10 protein-coding genes are annotated in these 15,135 nt (G+C 70.2%); 9 read left to right on the forward strand and 1 reads right to left on the reverse strand.

The window, feature by feature from the left end; genetic code table 11:
• Nucleotides 1–6 precede the first annotated feature (6 nt).
• On the reverse strand, nucleotides 7–1,350 hold the full coding sequence (locus DEJ32_RS02450; protein WP_110891281.1) for an MFS transporter: 1,344 nt from the start codon (nucleotides 1,348–1,350) through the stop codon (nucleotides 7–9).
• A 143-nt stretch (nucleotides 1,351–1,493) separates the two neighbouring features.
• Here DEJ32_RS02450 and uvrB point away from each other — a divergent pair, with 143 nt between their 5' ends.
• From uvrB to tpiA, 9 genes are all read left to right on the forward strand, one after another.
• The gene (uvrB, locus tag DEJ32_RS02455) at nucleotides 1,494–3,584 is read left to right on the forward strand and encodes an excinuclease ABC subunit UvrB (protein WP_110825030.1); all 2,091 of its coding nucleotides are present in this window, start codon (nucleotides 1,494–1,496) and stop codon (nucleotides 3,582–3,584) included.
• Nucleotides 3,574–4,551, forward strand: coding sequence for an SDR family NAD(P)-dependent oxidoreductase (locus tag DEJ32_RS02460; protein ID WP_110900202.1), 978 nt, complete (start codon nucleotides 3,574–3,576; stop codon nucleotides 4,549–4,551). Before uvrB ends, DEJ32_RS02460 begins: the two co-directional genes overlap by 11 nt.
• Nucleotides 4,552–4,599: 48 nt before the next feature.
• On the forward strand, nucleotides 4,600–7,623 hold the full coding sequence (gene uvrA, locus DEJ32_RS02465) for an excinuclease ABC subunit UvrA (protein WP_258365883.1): 3,024 nt from the start codon (nucleotides 4,600–4,602) through the stop codon (nucleotides 7,621–7,623).
• Entirely contained in the window at nucleotides 7,624–9,732 is a 2,109-nt protein-coding gene (gene uvrC, locus DEJ32_RS02470) for an excinuclease ABC subunit UvrC (RefSeq protein WP_110900203.1), read from the forward strand. It begins immediately after the preceding gene.
• 109 nt (nucleotides 9,733–9,841) lie between these two features.
• The gene (gene rapZ, locus DEJ32_RS02475) at nucleotides 9,842–10,729 is read left to right on the forward strand and encodes an RNase adapter RapZ (protein WP_110825027.1); all 888 of its coding nucleotides are present in this window, start codon (nucleotides 9,842–9,844) and stop codon (nucleotides 10,727–10,729) included.
• A 78-nt stretch (nucleotides 10,730–10,807) separates the two neighbouring features.
• Nucleotides 10,808–11,788: a DNA-binding protein WhiA gene (gene whiA, locus DEJ32_RS02480; protein WP_110825026.1), complete on the forward strand. Its 981-nt coding sequence runs from the start codon at nucleotides 10,808–10,810 to the stop codon at nucleotides 11,786–11,788.
• A gap of 217 nt (nucleotides 11,789–12,005) precedes the next feature.
• The gene (gene gap / locus DEJ32_RS02485; RefSeq protein WP_110825025.1) at nucleotides 12,006–13,010 is read left to right on the forward strand and encodes a type I glyceraldehyde-3-phosphate dehydrogenase; all 1,005 of its coding nucleotides are present in this window, start codon (nucleotides 12,006–12,008) and stop codon (nucleotides 13,008–13,010) included.
• Nucleotides 13,011–13,014: 4 nt separating this feature from the next.
• Nucleotides 13,015–14,232, forward strand: a complete 1,218-nt coding sequence (locus DEJ32_RS02490) for a phosphoglycerate kinase (RefSeq protein WP_110900204.1) — start codon at nucleotides 13,015–13,017, stop codon at nucleotides 14,230–14,232.
• Nucleotides 14,229–15,008, forward strand: coding sequence for a triose-phosphate isomerase (gene tpiA, locus DEJ32_RS02495; RefSeq protein WP_110900276.1), 780 nt, complete (start codon nucleotides 14,229–14,231; stop codon nucleotides 15,006–15,008). Before DEJ32_RS02490 ends, tpiA begins: the two co-directional genes overlap by 4 nt.
• Nucleotides 15,009–15,135: the final 127 nt, after the last annotated feature.

The raw sequence follows: 15,135 nt of genomic DNA on the forward strand, positions 1-15,135 counted from the left end.
GTGCGGTCAGTGGGTCCCGCCGCGCTCCGCTGCCGGGACACCGGTCTCGAGCACCCCGTCCGTCATGGTGAGCCGCTGAGGCTTCATCACCCACGCCACGACGGCGGCGGCCGCGAGGAGGGCACAGGAGATCCCGAACGGGATCTGCCAGCCGGAGGCCTCGATGAGCGTGCCGAAGACGATGGGCGAGACGACGCCCGCCACGCCGAAGCCGGTGTTCATGAAGCCGGAAGCCGTGCCCGACCACTGCGGCGCGACGTCCATCGGGATCGCCCACAGGTTCGCGTTGCAGAGCTCGAGGAAGAAGAACGACAGCGCGAGCGACACCGTGGCCACGGTGAGGCTCTGTCCGGCGACGAGCAGGGGCAGCAGGCACACGAGTGATCCGCCGAGCCCGACGACCAGGACCACCCGGCGCGCGTGGCGGCTGTCCCCGCCGCGGTGGATGATCCGGTCGCTCAGCATGCCGCCGACGGTGTCGCCGACGACGCCGGCGAGCAGCACCGCGGTGGTGAACCACGCGAAGGCGGTGATCTCGAGGTCGTACTCGTCGCTGAGGAAGGTCGGGATCCAGGTCAGGAAGACCCAGAGCGTCCAGCCGTAGCCGAAGTCGACGAAGGAGACCGGCAGGATCTGCTTCGCGAGGGCCCGCCACGGGACCGGCGGCCGGGTCGCCCGGGTCTCCACGGGCGGGAGCTCCGCCAACTCGGTCGCGGTGATCCCGCGGGCGTCCTCGGGGCGGTCCCGGAAGGCGACGAACCAGACGATGCCCCAGGCGACGGACAGGAGGGCCGTGGCGAAGAAGGCGAGTCGCCATCCGCTGATCGCGATGAAGTACGCCACGAGGAGGGGCGCGAGGGCGTTGCCGAGGCGGGCGGCCGAGTGCACGACGCCCTGCGCGAAGCCGTTCCGGTCGCGCGGGATCCACCGGCTCATCGCCTGGGTCGCGGACGGGAAGGCGGCCGCTTCGCTGAGGCCGAGGAGGAGCCGTGCGGCGAGCAGCGTCCAGAACCCGACCGCGAGACCGGTCCAGAGCGTCGCGACGCCCCACACCACGGTGATGACGAAGAGCGCGCGGCGCGGACCCGCCTTCTCGCTGATCGTCCCGCCGAACACCTGGAGCAGCGCGTAGGGGAGTGAGAAGGCGGCCACGACGTACCCGGCGGCGGACTCGGTGAGCCCGAACTCCTCGGTGATGTGCGGCAGGGCCGTGGAGATGTTCGTCCGGTCGATGTACGAGATCGCGTACATGAAGCAGAGCAGGACGAGCACCCGGCCGCGGATGCGTCCGCGGAACGGGGTGCCCTTCGTCGGGATCGGTGCTGGCGCCGCAGCGGGGGCCGTGGTCATGGGGCCTCTTCGGTCGGGTTGCTGAACGGACCGGAGGCTACGACCGTCGCCGATCAGGACCCTCGGAGTCCGCTATCAGGTGACAGTACGCCGTGGGCGAGCAGAACCGTCCGATGTCGGCAGCCGCGCCTACTGTGGACAGCATGGGAGTCGCCGTCAAGCCCACGCGTGCCATCCGTCCGTTCGAGGTCGTCAGTGAGTACTCGCCGAGCGGTGACCAGCCCGCGGCGATCGCCGAGCTCGCGGGCCGCATCAACGCCGGTGAGACGGACGTGGTGCTGCTCGGCGCCACGGGTACCGGCAAGTCGGCGACGACGGCGTGGCTGATCGAGCAGGTGCAGCGGCCGACACTCGTGCTCGCGCACAACAAGACGCTGGCCGCGCAGCTCGCGAACGAGTTCCGTGGGCTCATGCCGAACAACGCCGTCGAGTACTTCGTGTCGTACTACGACTACTACCAGCCCGAGGCGTACGTCCCGCAGACCGACACCTTCATCGAGAAGGACTCCTCCGTCAACGCCGAGGTCGAGCGGCTCCGGCACTCGACGACGAACTCGCTCCTCAGCCGACGGGACTCCGTCGTGGTGTCCACCGTCTCGTGCATCTACGGCCTCGGCACGCCGGAGCAGTACATGAACGCCTCGGTGGCGCTGCACATCGGCCAGACCATCTCGCGCGACCAGCTCGTGCGGAAGTTCGTCAGCATGCAGTACCAGCGCAACGACGTCGACTTCGCCCGTGGCACCTTCCGGGTCCGCGGCGACACGCTCGAGATCATCCCGATGTACGAAGAGCACGCGATCCGCATCGAGATGTTCGGGGACGAGATCGAGGCGCTGTCCTCGCTCCACCCGCTGACGGGCAACGTCATCGACGACCTGCCGGCCGTGTCGATCTTCCCGGCGTCGCACTACGTCGCGGACACCGACGTCATGCACCGGGCGATCAGCTCCATCAAGGAGGAACTCGCCGAACGACTCGCCGAGCTCGAGGGCCAGGGGAAGCTGCTCGAGGCCCAGCGGCTCCGGATGCGCACGACGTTCGACATCGAGATGATGGAGCAGATCGGCTTCTGCTCGGGCATCGAGAACTACTCCCGGCACATGGAGGGCCGCGGCCCCGGGGAAGCGCCGCACTGTCTCATCGACTACTTCCCGGACGACTTCCTCCTCGTCATCGACGAGTCGCACGTCACCGTGCCGCAGATCGGTGCGATGTACGAGGGCGACGCCTCCCGCAAGCGCACCCTCGTCGAGCACGGGTTCCGGCTGCCGAGCGCGATGGACAACCGCCCGCTGAAGTGGGAGGAGTTCCTCGACCGCGTTGGGCAGAAGGTCTTCCTGTCCGCCACCCCGGGCAAGTACGAGCTCGGCATCACGGACAGCGTCGTCGAGCAGATCATCCGTCCGACCGGCCTGGTCGACCCCGAGATCGTCATCAAGCCGAGCGACGGCCAGATCGACGACCTGCTCGAGGAGATCAAGCAGCGGACCGAGAAGGACGAACGCGTCCTCGTCACCACCCTCACCAAGCGGATGGCGGAGGAACTGACGGACTTCCTCGGGAACGCCGGCGTGCGTGTGCGGTACCTGCACTCGGACGTGGACACCCTGAAGCGTGTGGAGCTCCTGACCGAGCTGCGCCAGGGCGTGTACGACGTCCTCATCGGCATCAACCTGCTCCGCGAGGGTCTCGACCTGCCCGAGGTCTCCCTCGTCGCGATCCTCGACGCCGACAAGGAGGGGTTCCTGCGGTCGTCGACGTCGCTCATCCAGACGATCGGTCGCGCGGCCCGCAACGTGTCGGGTCAGGTGCTCATGTACGCCGACAAGATGACCGACTCGATGAAGCAGGCCATCGAGGAGACCGACCGGCGGCGTGAGAAGCAGGTCGCCTACAACCTCGAGCACGGCATCGACCCGCAGCCGCTCCGCAAGAAGATCGCGGACATCACCGAGGTCCTGAACCGCGAGAACGACGACACCCGCGAGCTCCTCGAGCGTCGCGGTGGCGGCGTGCGGGACGGTCGACGTGCCCCCACGCCGTCCCTCCGTCGCGAGGGCATCGCGGGCGAGGGCGCGACCCAGCTCGAGGCGACGATCGCCGACCTGAACGACCAGATGCTGCAGGCCGCGGCCGAACTGAAGTTCGAGCTCGCGGCCCGGCTCCGCGACGAGGTGCAGGACCTCAAGAAGGCGCTGCGGCAGATGGAGTCCGCAGGCCATGTCGTCTGAGCCGGGGGAGCCGTCGGCGTCGGACGACGCCCGTCGCACGGTGGTGGTGACGGGCGCCAGCGCGGGCCTGGGGTACCAGGCCGCCGAGCAGCTGGCCGCCGCCGGACACCGGGTCGTCCTCGCGACCCGGAACCCCGAGAAGGCGACCGCGGCGGAGCGGGGCATCCGGGCGGTGGTGCCCGACGCAACGCTCGAGCACGTGCACCTCGACCTCGCCGACCTCGGCTCCGTACGGTCCGCGGCCGACTCGCTCGCGGCGCTCGGACCCGTGCACGCGGTCCTCAACAACGCCGGGGTGGTCGGCTCGCGCGAGCGACGCTCCACCGCCGAGGGCCACGAGCTGCAGATCGGCACGAACCACCTCGGCCACTTCGCGTGGACCGGTCTCGTGCTCCCGCTGCTCACCGCCACGGGTGGTCGGGTCGTCCACCTCGGGTCCATCTCGCACCGCTGGGTGACACTCGACCGCCACGACCCGCTCGGAGCCGGGCACTACAACGGCTACCGGCAGTACGCGCGGAGCAAGCTCGCCGTGATGCTCTTCGGGTTCGAACTCGCGCAGCGGCTCGCCGACGCCGGGTCGCCGGTGACGAGCGTCGTGGCGCACCCCGGCCTCGCGCTCGACTCGCTGACCGGACGGCGCACGGCGACGAGCCGTCCGGGTGCCCACGGCGTCGGGACACCGGGTTCTGCGTCCTCGGGCGCCGAGCCCGCCTGGATCGGGCCGGGCCAACGCTGGATCGCGCAGGGCAAGGACGCCGGTGCGGTGCCGCTCGTCCACGCCGCCGTCGGCACCGACGTCCGGTCCGGCCAGTACTGGGGTCCGGCCGGCTGGTTCCAGCTCCGCGGGCCTGCGGCCGTCGTCCCCGCCGAGCCGCGCGCTCACGACCGCGGCGAAGCGGCCCGGCTGTGGGCCGCGAGCGAAGACGCCTCCGGGGTCGCGTTCGCTCTCGACGCACTCGGCTGATCCGCCCCGGCGGACGATTGTCGGAGCGGCTTCGTAGAATCGTCTGCGATGACCATCACCTCTGACCGCGGAACCGCCATGTCCGACCCGGACGACTTCGACGAGCCGTCGGACCTGCACCTGCCCGGTGGGACGGCTCCGCACGACACGTCGACGCTGAGCGTCCGTGGCGCACGCGTGCACAACCTCCGCGACGTCGACCTCGAGATCCCGCGCGACTCGCTCGTCGTCTTCACCGGACTGTCCGGCTCCGGCAAGTCCTCGCTGGCGTTCGACACGATCTTCGCCGAGGGGCAGCGGCGGTACGTGGAGTCGCTGTCCGCGTACGCGCGCCAGTTCCTCGGCCAGGTCGACCGGCCGGACGTCGACTTCATCGAGGGCCTGTCGCCCGCGGTGTCGATCGACCAGAAGTCCACGAACCGCAACCCGCGGTCGACGGTGGGCACCATCACCGAGGTCTACGACTACATGCGTCTGCTCTGGGCGCGCATCGGCATCCCGCACTGCCCCGTCTGCGGTGAGGTGATCAGCAAGCAGAGCGTGCAGCAGATCGCCGACCAGCTCATGACGCAGGAGACCGGCACCCGGTTCCAGGTGCTCGCGCCGATCGTGTCGAAGAAGAAGGGCGAGTTCGTCGACCTCTTCCAGGAGCTCGCCGCGTCCGGCTACGCGCGCGCGATCGTCGACGGGGAGCGCATCCAGCTGAGCAACCCGCCGACGCTCAAGAAGCAGGTCAAGCACGACATCTCGGTCATCATCGACCGGCTGGTGGCGAGCGACGACATCCTCGGCCGTCTGACCGACTCCCTCGAGACGGCGCTGCGGCTCACGAACGGCACCGTCGCGATCGACCTCGTCGACCACGAGGGCCCCGGTGCGGTCCGGACCTACTCCGAGAACCTCTCGTGCCCGAACAACCACCCGCTCGCGCTCACCGAGATCGAGCCGCGGACGTTCTCCTTCAACGCGCCGTTCGGCGCCTGCCCCGAGTGCTCCGGCCTCGGCACGCGGATGTCGGTCGACCCGGACCTCGTCCTCGGCGACCCGGAGGCCTCCCTGGCCGACGGCGTCCTGCTGCCCTGGACCGGGACGAGCGGGCTGTACTCCTACTTCGAGAAGCTGCTCGCCGGTCTCGGCAAGGAGCTCGGCTTCCGCCTGGACACGCCGTGGAACCAGCTGCCCGCGTCGGTGCAGGCCGCCATCCTCACCGGCAAGGACTTCGAGGTCTCGGTGTCCTGGAAGAACCGCTTCGGCCGCGAGATGCGGTACACGAGCGGGTTCGAGGGCGTCATGCCCTACATCGAGCGCAAGTTCGCCGAGGCCGAGACCGACTCGCAGCGACAGCGGTTCCAGGGCTACCTGCGCGAGGTGCCGTGCCCCGTGTGCGACGGCACCCGCCTCAAGCCGGAGGTCCTCGCGGTGACGGTGGACGGCCGCAGCATCGCCGACGTCACGGACATGGCCCTCGACGAGGCCTACGGCTTCATGGCCGACATCACGCTCACCGCCCGGGAGGCGCACATCGCCGCCGCCGTGCTGCGCGAGATCCGGGCGCGGCTCGAGTTCCTGCTCGAGGTCGGCCTCAACTACCTGACCCTGGCGCGGGGAGCCGGCGGTCTCTCCGGCGGCGAAGCACAGCGCATCCGGCTCGCGACCCAGATCGGGTCCGGTCTGACGGGCGTGCTGTACGTCCTCGACGAGCCGAGCATCGGGCTGCACCAGCGCGACAACCGCCGGCTCATCGACACCCTGGTCAAGCTCAAGGACCTCGGCAACACCCTCATCGTCGTCGAGCACGACGAGGACACGATCCGCACCGCGGACTGGGTCGTCGACATCGGTCCGGGCGCGGGCGTCAACGGCGGCAACGTCGTGCACTCGGGCTCCTACGCGGACATGATCGAGAACCGCGAGTCGATCACGGGTGACTACCTGGCCGGACGTCGGGCGATCGAGATGCCGTCCGAGCGCCGCAAGGTGAACCGCAAGCGCGTCATCAGCGTGCAGGGTGCGCGGGCGAACAACCTCAAGGACGTGGACGTCGACTTCCCGCTCGGCGTGTTCACGGCGGTCACCGGCGTGAGCGGCTCGGGCAAGTCGACGCTGGTCAACGACATCCTCTACAAGGTGCTCGCCAACCAGCTCAACGGTGCCCGGCACATCGCCGGCAAGCACACCCGCGTGAAGGGCCTCGACCAGCTCGACAAGGTCGTGCACGTCGACCAGGCGCCGATCGGCCGGACGCCGCGGTCCAACCCGGCGACCTACACGGGCGTGTTCGACCGCATCCGGCAGCTGTTCGCCGAGACGCAGGAGGCGAAGACCCGCGGGTACCAGCCCGGGCGCTTCAGCTTCAACGTCAAGGGCGGTCGCTGCGAGAACTGCTCCGGCGACGGCACGATCAAGATCGAGATGAACTTCCTGCCCGACGTCTACGTCGCGTGCGAGGTCTGCGGCGGTGCCCGGTACAACCGCGAGACGCTGCAGGTGCACTACAAGGGCAAGAACATCTCCGAGGTGCTCGACATGCCGATCAGCGAAGCGGCCGAGTTCTTCGAGCCGATCTCCGCGATCCACCGCTACATGGCGACCCTCGTCGACGTGGGCCTCGGGTACGTCCGGCTCGGACAGAGTGCCACGACGCTCTCCGGCGGCGAGGCCCAGCGCGTGAAGCTCGCCACCGAGCTCCAGCGCCGTTCGAACGGCCGCACGGTGTACGTGCTCGACGAGCCGACCACGGGTCTGCACTTCGAGGACGTCCGCAAGCTGCTCCTCGTGCTGCAGAGCCTGGTCGACAAGGGCAACACGGTGATCACGATCGAACACAACCTCGACGTCATCAAGTCCGCCGACTGGCTCATCGACATGGGGCCCGAGGGCGGGTCCGGCGGCGGTACGGTGCTCGCGACCGGCACGCCGGAGCACGTCGCCGACGTCCCCGAGAGCCACACCGGGGTCTTCCTGCGGGAGATCCTCGACGCCCAGGACGCCCGCGTCGGCAAGCAGCGGTCCGTGCAGGGCCGTCAGGGCGAGGTGCGCGGCGCCGCGGCGGCGAAGGCGGGTGCTCGGTAGGTGGCGGACACCGTCGCATGGCGTCCGAAGGCCGGTGAGATCCCGACCGACCCGGGCGTGTACCGGTGGCGCGACGAGGCCGGTCGGGTGCTCTACGTCGGCAAGGCGAAGAACCTCCGCGCGCGGCTGAGCAACTACTTCGCGCCGTTGCCGACGCTGCACGAGCGCACCCGGCGCATGGTGCTGACGGCGCGCAGCGTCGAGTGGACCACGGTCGGTTCCGAGATCGAGGCGCTCCAACTCGAGTACACCTGGATCAAGGAGTTCGACCCGCCCTTCAACGTCAAGTTCCGCGACGACAAGTCCTACCCGTACATGGCGATCACCATGGCGGACGAGGCGCCGCGGGTGATGGTCACGCGCAACCGCAAGATCAAGGGCGCGAAGTACTTCGGGCCCTACCCGAAGATCTGGGCGGTGCACGACACGATCGACCTCATGATCAAGGTGTTCCCGATCCGCACCTGCTCGGAGTCCTCGTACAAGCGCGCGATGCAGACCGGCAAGCCGTGCTTCCCGGGGCAGATCGGCAAGTGCGGCGGGCCGTGCTCGCAGCGGGTCACGATCGAGGAGCACCGGGCGCTGGTCGAGGAGTTCGTCCGCTTCATGGGCAGCTACGACCGGCGTGTGATCACGCAGCTGCGGCAGCGCATGGCCGCCTCGGCCGACGCCATGCAGTACGAGCAGGCGGCGCGCTACCGGGACCAGGTCGAGGCCCTCGAAGCCGTGCTCGAGAAGTCCGCCGTGGTGCTCAAGGACTCGGTGGACCTCGACCTGTTCGGCATCGCCGAGGACGAGCTCGCCGCCGCCGTGCAGCTGTTCTCGGTGCGGGGCGGCCGGATCCGCGGTGTGCGCGGCTGGGTGGTCGACAAGGAACTCGACATCAGCACCGGGGACCTCGTCGAGCAGATCGTCCAGGGCGTGTACGCCGGGACGGACCTGCCTGCCGGTGCCGGTGGCGAGGAACCGCCGCGCGAGGTCGTGGTGCCGGCCCTGCCCGACGACGCCGACGCCCTGCAGCAGTGGCTCAGCGACCGCCGGGGTGGTCGTGGCACGAAGCTCAGCACCGCCCAGCGCGGGGACCGTGCCGGTCTGGCCCGGACCGCCTCGCAGAACGCCCAGCAGGCGCTCATGCTCTACAAGACCAAGCGCTCGGCCGACTACACGACCCGTGCTGCGGCCCTCGCCGACATCCAGGAGGCCCTCGGCATGGCCGAGGCGCCGCTGCGGATGGAGTGCTACGACATCTCGCACCTGCAGGGCACCAACGTCGTCGCCTCGATGGTCGTCTTCGAGGACGGGCTGCCCCGCAAGGACCAGTACCGCCGGTACACGATCGCCGAGACGACCGACGACACGGACAGCATGTACCAGGTCCTCACACGGCGGCTCGCCCGTCTCGACGAGGACGCTGCCCTGCCCGACGTCCCCGATGCGACCGTGGACGACGTGGTCGAGGGCACGAAGCCGACGAAGCGCTTCGCGTACCGGCCGCAGCTCCTCGTGGTGGACGGTGGGCAGCCGCAGGTCGCGGCGGCGAAGCGCGCGCTGGACGAGGCCGGGGTGACCGACATCGCGCTCGTCGGGATCGCGAAGCGGCTCGAGGAGCTCTGGCTGCCCGACGACGACTTCCCGGTGATCCTGCCCCGCAACTCCGAGGCGCTCTTCCTCATCCAGCGCCTGCGTGACGAGGCCCACCGCTCCGCGATCACGCACCAGCGCACGCGGCGCAAGCGGGACGTCAAGTCGCAGCTGTCGGAGATCCCCGGGCTCGGGCCGAGCCGTGTCGCGGCGCTGCTGAAGCACTTCGGCTCGGTCACCCGGTTGCGGCAGGCCACCGCAGAGGAGGTCGGCGAGGTGCCCGGTGTCGGGCCCGCGACCGCGGCCGCCGTGGTGCGCAAGCTCACCACCGTCCCGGTGAGCGCCCCGGAGTCGGCCAGTGCTCCCACCCCGACCAGTGCTCCCACCCCGACCAGTGCTCCCACCCCGCCCAGTGCTCCCACCCCGCCCAGCGCACCGGACACGGGTGCCGACCCGGTCGGCGCCCGGTCGGGAGGCCCGGTGCGCGTCCCCGACGCGGGCCCCGACGGGCCGCAGCGGCCCGCATGACGTCCGCACGGGCCTCCCGGCCGGACGGTAGCCTGGTCTCCGACCTGGGCCGGCGCTCGCACCGGCCGGGCGACCCGCCCGGCCCGACCACGACGGAGCTCCTTCGCAGATGACCGACACCACCTCCCAGCAGCAGCACGACGTGCTCATCGTCACCGGCATGTCCGGTGCCGGTCGGTCCACCGTGGGGAAGGCGCTCGAGGACCTCGGCTGGTACGTGGTCGACAACCTGCCCACCCAGATGCTCGGACCGCTCACGGACCTCGCCGACCGCGCGGGGGAGTCGATCCCGAAGATCGCGACCGTGGTCGACGTGCGTGGCGGCCGCTTCTTCACCGAACCGGAGCACGCCGTCCAGCAGGTCCGCGAGAGCACCAGTGCGCGGGTCCGCGTGCTGTTCCTCGAGGCCACCGACGAGGTCCTGGTCCGACGGTTCGAGCAGGTCCGCCGCCCGCACCCGCTGCAGGGCGAGGACACCCTGCTCGACGGCATCGCCCGGGAACGCGCGCGGCTGCTCGGGCTGCGGGAAGCGTCGGACATGGTCATCGACACCTCCGACCTGAACATCCACCAGCTCGCGAACGCGGTCACGGAGCGGTTCGCCGAGGACCGGTTCGTCGGTGTCCAGGTCACCCTGATGAGCTTCGGTTTCAAGTACGGTCTGCCCGCGGACGCCGACATGGTGGCCGACGTGCGCTTCATCCCGAACCCGTACTGGGTCCCGGAACTCCGGCCGCACACGGGCCTCGACGCGCCCGTCTCCGACTACGTCCTCGAGCAGCCGGGAGCCCGCTCGTTTGTCGAGCGCTACGCCTCCGTGCTCGAGCCGGTGTTCGAGGGGTACCAGCGGGAGAACAAAAGACACGCTACGATCGCCATCGGCTGTACCGGCGGCAAGCACCGTTCGGTCGCCATCGTCGCCGAGCTGGCGAGCCTCCTCCGCGGGATGCCCAACGTCGCCGTGCGTGTGAAGAACCGAGATCTCGGCCGGGAGTGACCGTCCCACCGGCTGTCTCCACACGCGTGCGCCCCGGGGCCGCGGAACCCCACCCCGAAGAACGTAAGGAATGATGCCGTGCCGTTGACTGCCGAGGTGAAGGACGAGCTGGCCAGGGTCGTCGTCAACCGGAACACGGTCCGCGCCGCCGAGCTCGCGACCGTCCTCCGGTTCGCGGGAGGGCTGCACGTCATCTCCGGCCGGATCGCGGTCGAGGTCGAACTCGACACCCGGATCATCGTGCACCGTGTCCGGAAGGACCTCGCCGAGCTGTACGGCGTGCGCAGCGAGGCCTCCGTCGGGTCGACCGCCTCGTCCCGGCGCGGCACCCGCTACCTCGTCCGCGTCCTCGAGGCCGGCGAGACGCTCGCCCGCCAGACCGGACTCATGGACGCCCGCCGTCGCCCGGTCCGCGGCCTGCCGAACCGCCTGACCACCGGCACCCGCGAGGACCTCGCCGCCATCTGGCGCGGCGCCTTCCTCGCATCCGGCACCCTCACCGACCCGGGCCGGGCCGCCGCGCTCGAGGTCACCTGCCCGGGCAACGAGGCCGCGATGGCGCTCGTCGGTGCCGCCTCCCGCCTCGGGATCGCCGCGAAGGGCCGGGAGGTCCGGGGCGTGCACCGGGTCGTCATCCGCGACGGCGAGGCCATCGGCCAGATGCTCACCGCGATGGGCGCCGCCCGGACGACCGCCGACTGGGAGGAGATGCGCCAGCGCCGCGAGGTCCGTGCCACCGCGAACCGGCTCGTGAACTTCGACGACGCGAACCTCCGCCGCTCGGCGCAGGCCGCCGTCGCCGCCTGCGCCCGCGTCGAGCGTGCCCTCGAGATCCTCGGCGACGACGTGCCCGACCACCTGCAGTACGCCGGGACCCTCCGGCTCGAGCACCGTGACGCCTCGCTCGACGAGCTCGGCCAGCACGCGGACCCGCCCATGACCAAGGACGCCATCGCCGGCCGGATCCGCCGACTGCTCGCGATGGCCGACAAGCGCGCGTCCGACCTCGGCGTGCCCGGCACCGAGGCGAGCGTGCCCGAGGAGCTCGAAGGCGCCTGAGCCCGGTCGTCCTCCGGACCCCCTCGGCCACCGGACGCCGACCCGCACGGGTCGACGTCATGCAGGTGGTCCGAGGGGGTCCGACTGCTAGGGTCGTTCCGGCGACGTTACGGGGCGTATCGTCCACCACACGTGGGCCGGCCGTCGTCCCAGACGACGCCTCCACACTCCGAAAAGCAGCGCCTCCCGAGGCGCTCCACACCCAACAGGAGCTCCATTGACCGTCAAGATCGGTATCAACGGCTTCGGCCGGATCGGCCGTAACTTCTTCCGGGCCGCTCTGGCCAAGGGCAGCGACCTCGAGATCGTGGCGGTGAACGACCTCACCGACAACGCCGCGCTCGCGAACCTGCTCAAGTACGACTCGATCACCGGCAAGCTCGGCGTCTCCGTCGAGCTCGACGGCGACAACATCGTCGTCGACGGCAAGGCCATCAAGGTGCTCGCCGAGCGCGACCCCGCCAACCTCCCCTGGGGCGAGCTCGGTGTCGACATCGTCATCGAGTCGACCGGGTTCTTCACCAAGGCCGCCGACGCGCAGAAGCACATCGACGCCGGTGCCAAGAAGGTCATCATCTCCGCCCCGGCGACCGGTGACGACGTCACCATCGTCCTCGGCGTGAACGAGGACACCTACGACGCGGCGAACCACCACATCATCTCCAACGCCTCGTGCACCACGAACAGCCTCGCGCCGCTCGCCAAGGTGTTCCACGACGCGTTCGGCATCGAGCGCGGTCTCATGACCACGGTCCACGCCTACACCGCCGACCAGAACCTGCAGGACGGACCGCACAAGGACCCGCGTCGCGCCCGTGCCGCCGCCCTGAACATCGTCCCGACCTCCACGGGTGCGGCGAAGGCCATCGGCCTGGTCCTCCCGGAGCTCGCCGGCAAGCTCGACGGCTTCGCGCTCCGCGTGCCGGTGCCGACCGGTTCGATCACGGACCTGACGCTCGAGACCAAGTCGGACGTCACGGTCGACGAGATCAACGCCGTCTACAAGGCAGCCGCCGAGGGCCCGCTGAAGGGCATCCTGCTCTACAGCGAGGACCCGCTGGTGTCCACCGACATCACGACGGACCCGCACTCCTCGATCTACGACTCGGGCCTGACCAAGGTCATGGGCAACCTGGTCAAGATCACCTCGTGGTACGACAACGAGTGGGGCTACTCGAACCGCCTGGTCGACCTGACCGAGTTCGTGGGCGAGAAGCTCTGACCTGATGGCTCTCCGCACCCTCGAGGACCTCGGCGAGCTCGCCGGCAAGCGCGTCGTCGTCCGCTGTGACCTGAACGTCCCGCTCAAGGACGGCACGATCACGGACGACGGCCGCGCGCGGGCGTCGCTCACCACGCTGAACACGCTGATCACCGCCGGTGCGCGTGTGATCGTCGTGTCGCACCTCGGTCGACCCGACGGCACTCCGGCCCCCGAGTACTCGCTCGCGCCGGTCGCCCAGCGGCTGTCCGAACTGCTGGCGAAGCCGGTCGCCTTCGTCGGCGAGACCGTCGGCGACGAGGCGACCGCGGCCGCCGAGGCCCTCGAGGACGGTGACGTCCTGCTGCTCGAGAACCTCCGGTTCAACCCGGAGGAGACCTCGAAGGACGCCGCCGAACGCGCCGCCTTCGCCGACCGCATCGCCGCACTCGGTGATGCGTTCGTCTCCGACGGCTTCGGCGTCGTGCACCGCAAGCAGGCCTCGGTGTACGAGCTGGCCGCTGCGCTCCCGAGCGCGGCAGGACAGCTCATCGAGCAGGAGCTCACCGTGCTCGAGCGTCTGACGAAGGACCCGGAGCGCCCGTACACGGTCGTGCTCGGCGGGTCGAAGGTCAGCGACAAGCTCGGCGTCATCGACCACCTGCTGCCCCGCGTCGACACCATCTGCATCGGTGGCGGCATGCTCTTCACCTTCCTCGCGGCGCAGGGCCACGGGGTCGCGAAGTCGCTGCTCGAGCAGGACCAGCTCGACACCGTGCGCGAGTACCTCTCGCGCGCGACCGAGCTCGGCGTGACGATCGACCTGCCGACGGACGTCGTGGTGGCCTCCGGGTTCGCCGCGGACGCCGAGCACGAGACGGTCGCGGCCGACGCGATCGAGTCCTCGTCCTTCGGTACCGACGGCATCGGCCTCGACATCGGCCCCGAGACCGCGGAACGGTTCGCCGCAGCGGTCTCCTCGTCGAAGACGGTGTTCTGGAACGGCCCGATGGGCGTGTTCGAGTTCCCCGCCTTCGCAGCGGGTACGAAGACCGTCGCGCAGGCGCTGACCGAGGTCGACGGCCTCGGCGTCGTCGGTGGCGGCGACTCGGCAGCTGCCGTCCGCTCGCTCGGGTTCCGCGACGACCAGTTCGGGCACATCTCCACCGGCGGCGGGGCGAGTCTCGAGTTCCTCGAGGGCAAGTCGCTCCCCGGCCTCGAAGCACTGGGGTGGACGGCATGACCCGCACGCCGTTCATCGCCGGCAACTGGAAGATGAACCTGGACCACCTCCAGGCCATCGCCACGGTGCAGAAGCTCGCGTGGACGCTGAAGGACGCTCGGCACGACCACGCCGACGTCGAGGTGGCGGTCTTCCCACCGTTCACGGACCTGCGGAGCGTGCAGACGCTCATCTCGGCCGACAAGCTGCCGATCGCCTTCGGCGCGCAGGACCTGTCACAGTACGACTCCGGCGCGTACACCGGCGACGTGTCCGGCGCGTTCCTCGCCGCGCTCGATGCGCAGTACGTCATCGTCGGGCACTCCGAACGTCGCACCATGCACGGTGAGACGGACGAGGTCGTCGCGGCGAAGACGGCGGCGGCGGTCAAGCACGGCCTCGTCCCGGTGGTGTGCGTCGGCGAGACCGGTGAGCAGCGCGAACAGCGCGGCGCCGGTGTCGTGCCGGTCGAGCAGCTCGGGGTCGTCCTCGGTGCGGTGCAGCCCGCCGAGATCGTCGTGGCGTACGAACCGGTCTGGGCGATCGGCTCCGGCCAGGCGGCCACGGCCGAGCAGGCCCAGGACGAGTGCGCCGCACTGCGCCGTGGGATCGCAGCGGCGTGGGGCGACCGGGCCGCAGCCGACACCCGCGTCCTCTACGGCGGCTCGGTGAAGTCGGGCAACATCGCCGGCTTCCTCCGTGAGCCCGACATCGACGGCGCACTCGTCGGTGGCGCATCGCTCGACGTGCAGGAGTTCGCGGCGATCGCGCGCTTCCAGCAGCACGTGGGTCTCTAGAACGACCGCACGAGGCGCGACGGGTCCGCCCGTCGCGCCTCGTGCTGTGCACACACCCCGTCCGGGTCCGGAGCGCAGCCCGCGTGACCGGTATACTCGGATGGCTGACTGACACGAAAGGTACGTC

This window comes from Curtobacterium sp. MCPF17_046 (assembly GCF_003224295.1).
GTDB lineage: Bacteria > Actinomycetota > Actinomycetes > Actinomycetales > Microbacteriaceae > Curtobacterium.

Excerpts from the sequence above, each read along its gene's own strand:
- DEJ32_RS02450 (WP_110891281.1), bottom strand. The coding sequence starts at position 1,350 with ATGACCACGGCCCCCGCTGCGGCGCCAGCACCGATCCCGACGAAGGGC.
- uvrB (WP_110825030.1), top strand. The coding sequence starts at position 1,494 with ATGGGAGTCGCCGTCAAGCCCACGCGTGCCATCCGTCCGTTCGAGGTC.
- DEJ32_RS02460 (WP_110900202.1), top strand. The coding sequence starts at position 3,574 with ATGTCGTCTGAGCCGGGGGAGCCGTCGGCGTCGGACGACGCCCGTCGC.
- uvrA (WP_258365883.1), top strand. The coding sequence starts at position 4,600 with ATGACCATCACCTCTGACCGCGGAACCGCCATGTCCGACCCGGACGAC.
- rapZ (WP_110825027.1), top strand. The coding sequence starts at position 9,842 with ATGACCGACACCACCTCCCAGCAGCAGCACGACGTGCTCATCGTCACC.
- DEJ32_RS02490 (WP_110900204.1), top strand. The coding sequence starts at position 13,015 with ATGGCTCTCCGCACCCTCGAGGACCTCGGCGAGCTCGCCGGCAAGCGC.
- tpiA (WP_110900276.1), top strand. The coding sequence starts at position 14,229 with ATGACCCGCACGCCGTTCATCGCCGGCAACTGGAAGATGAACCTGGAC.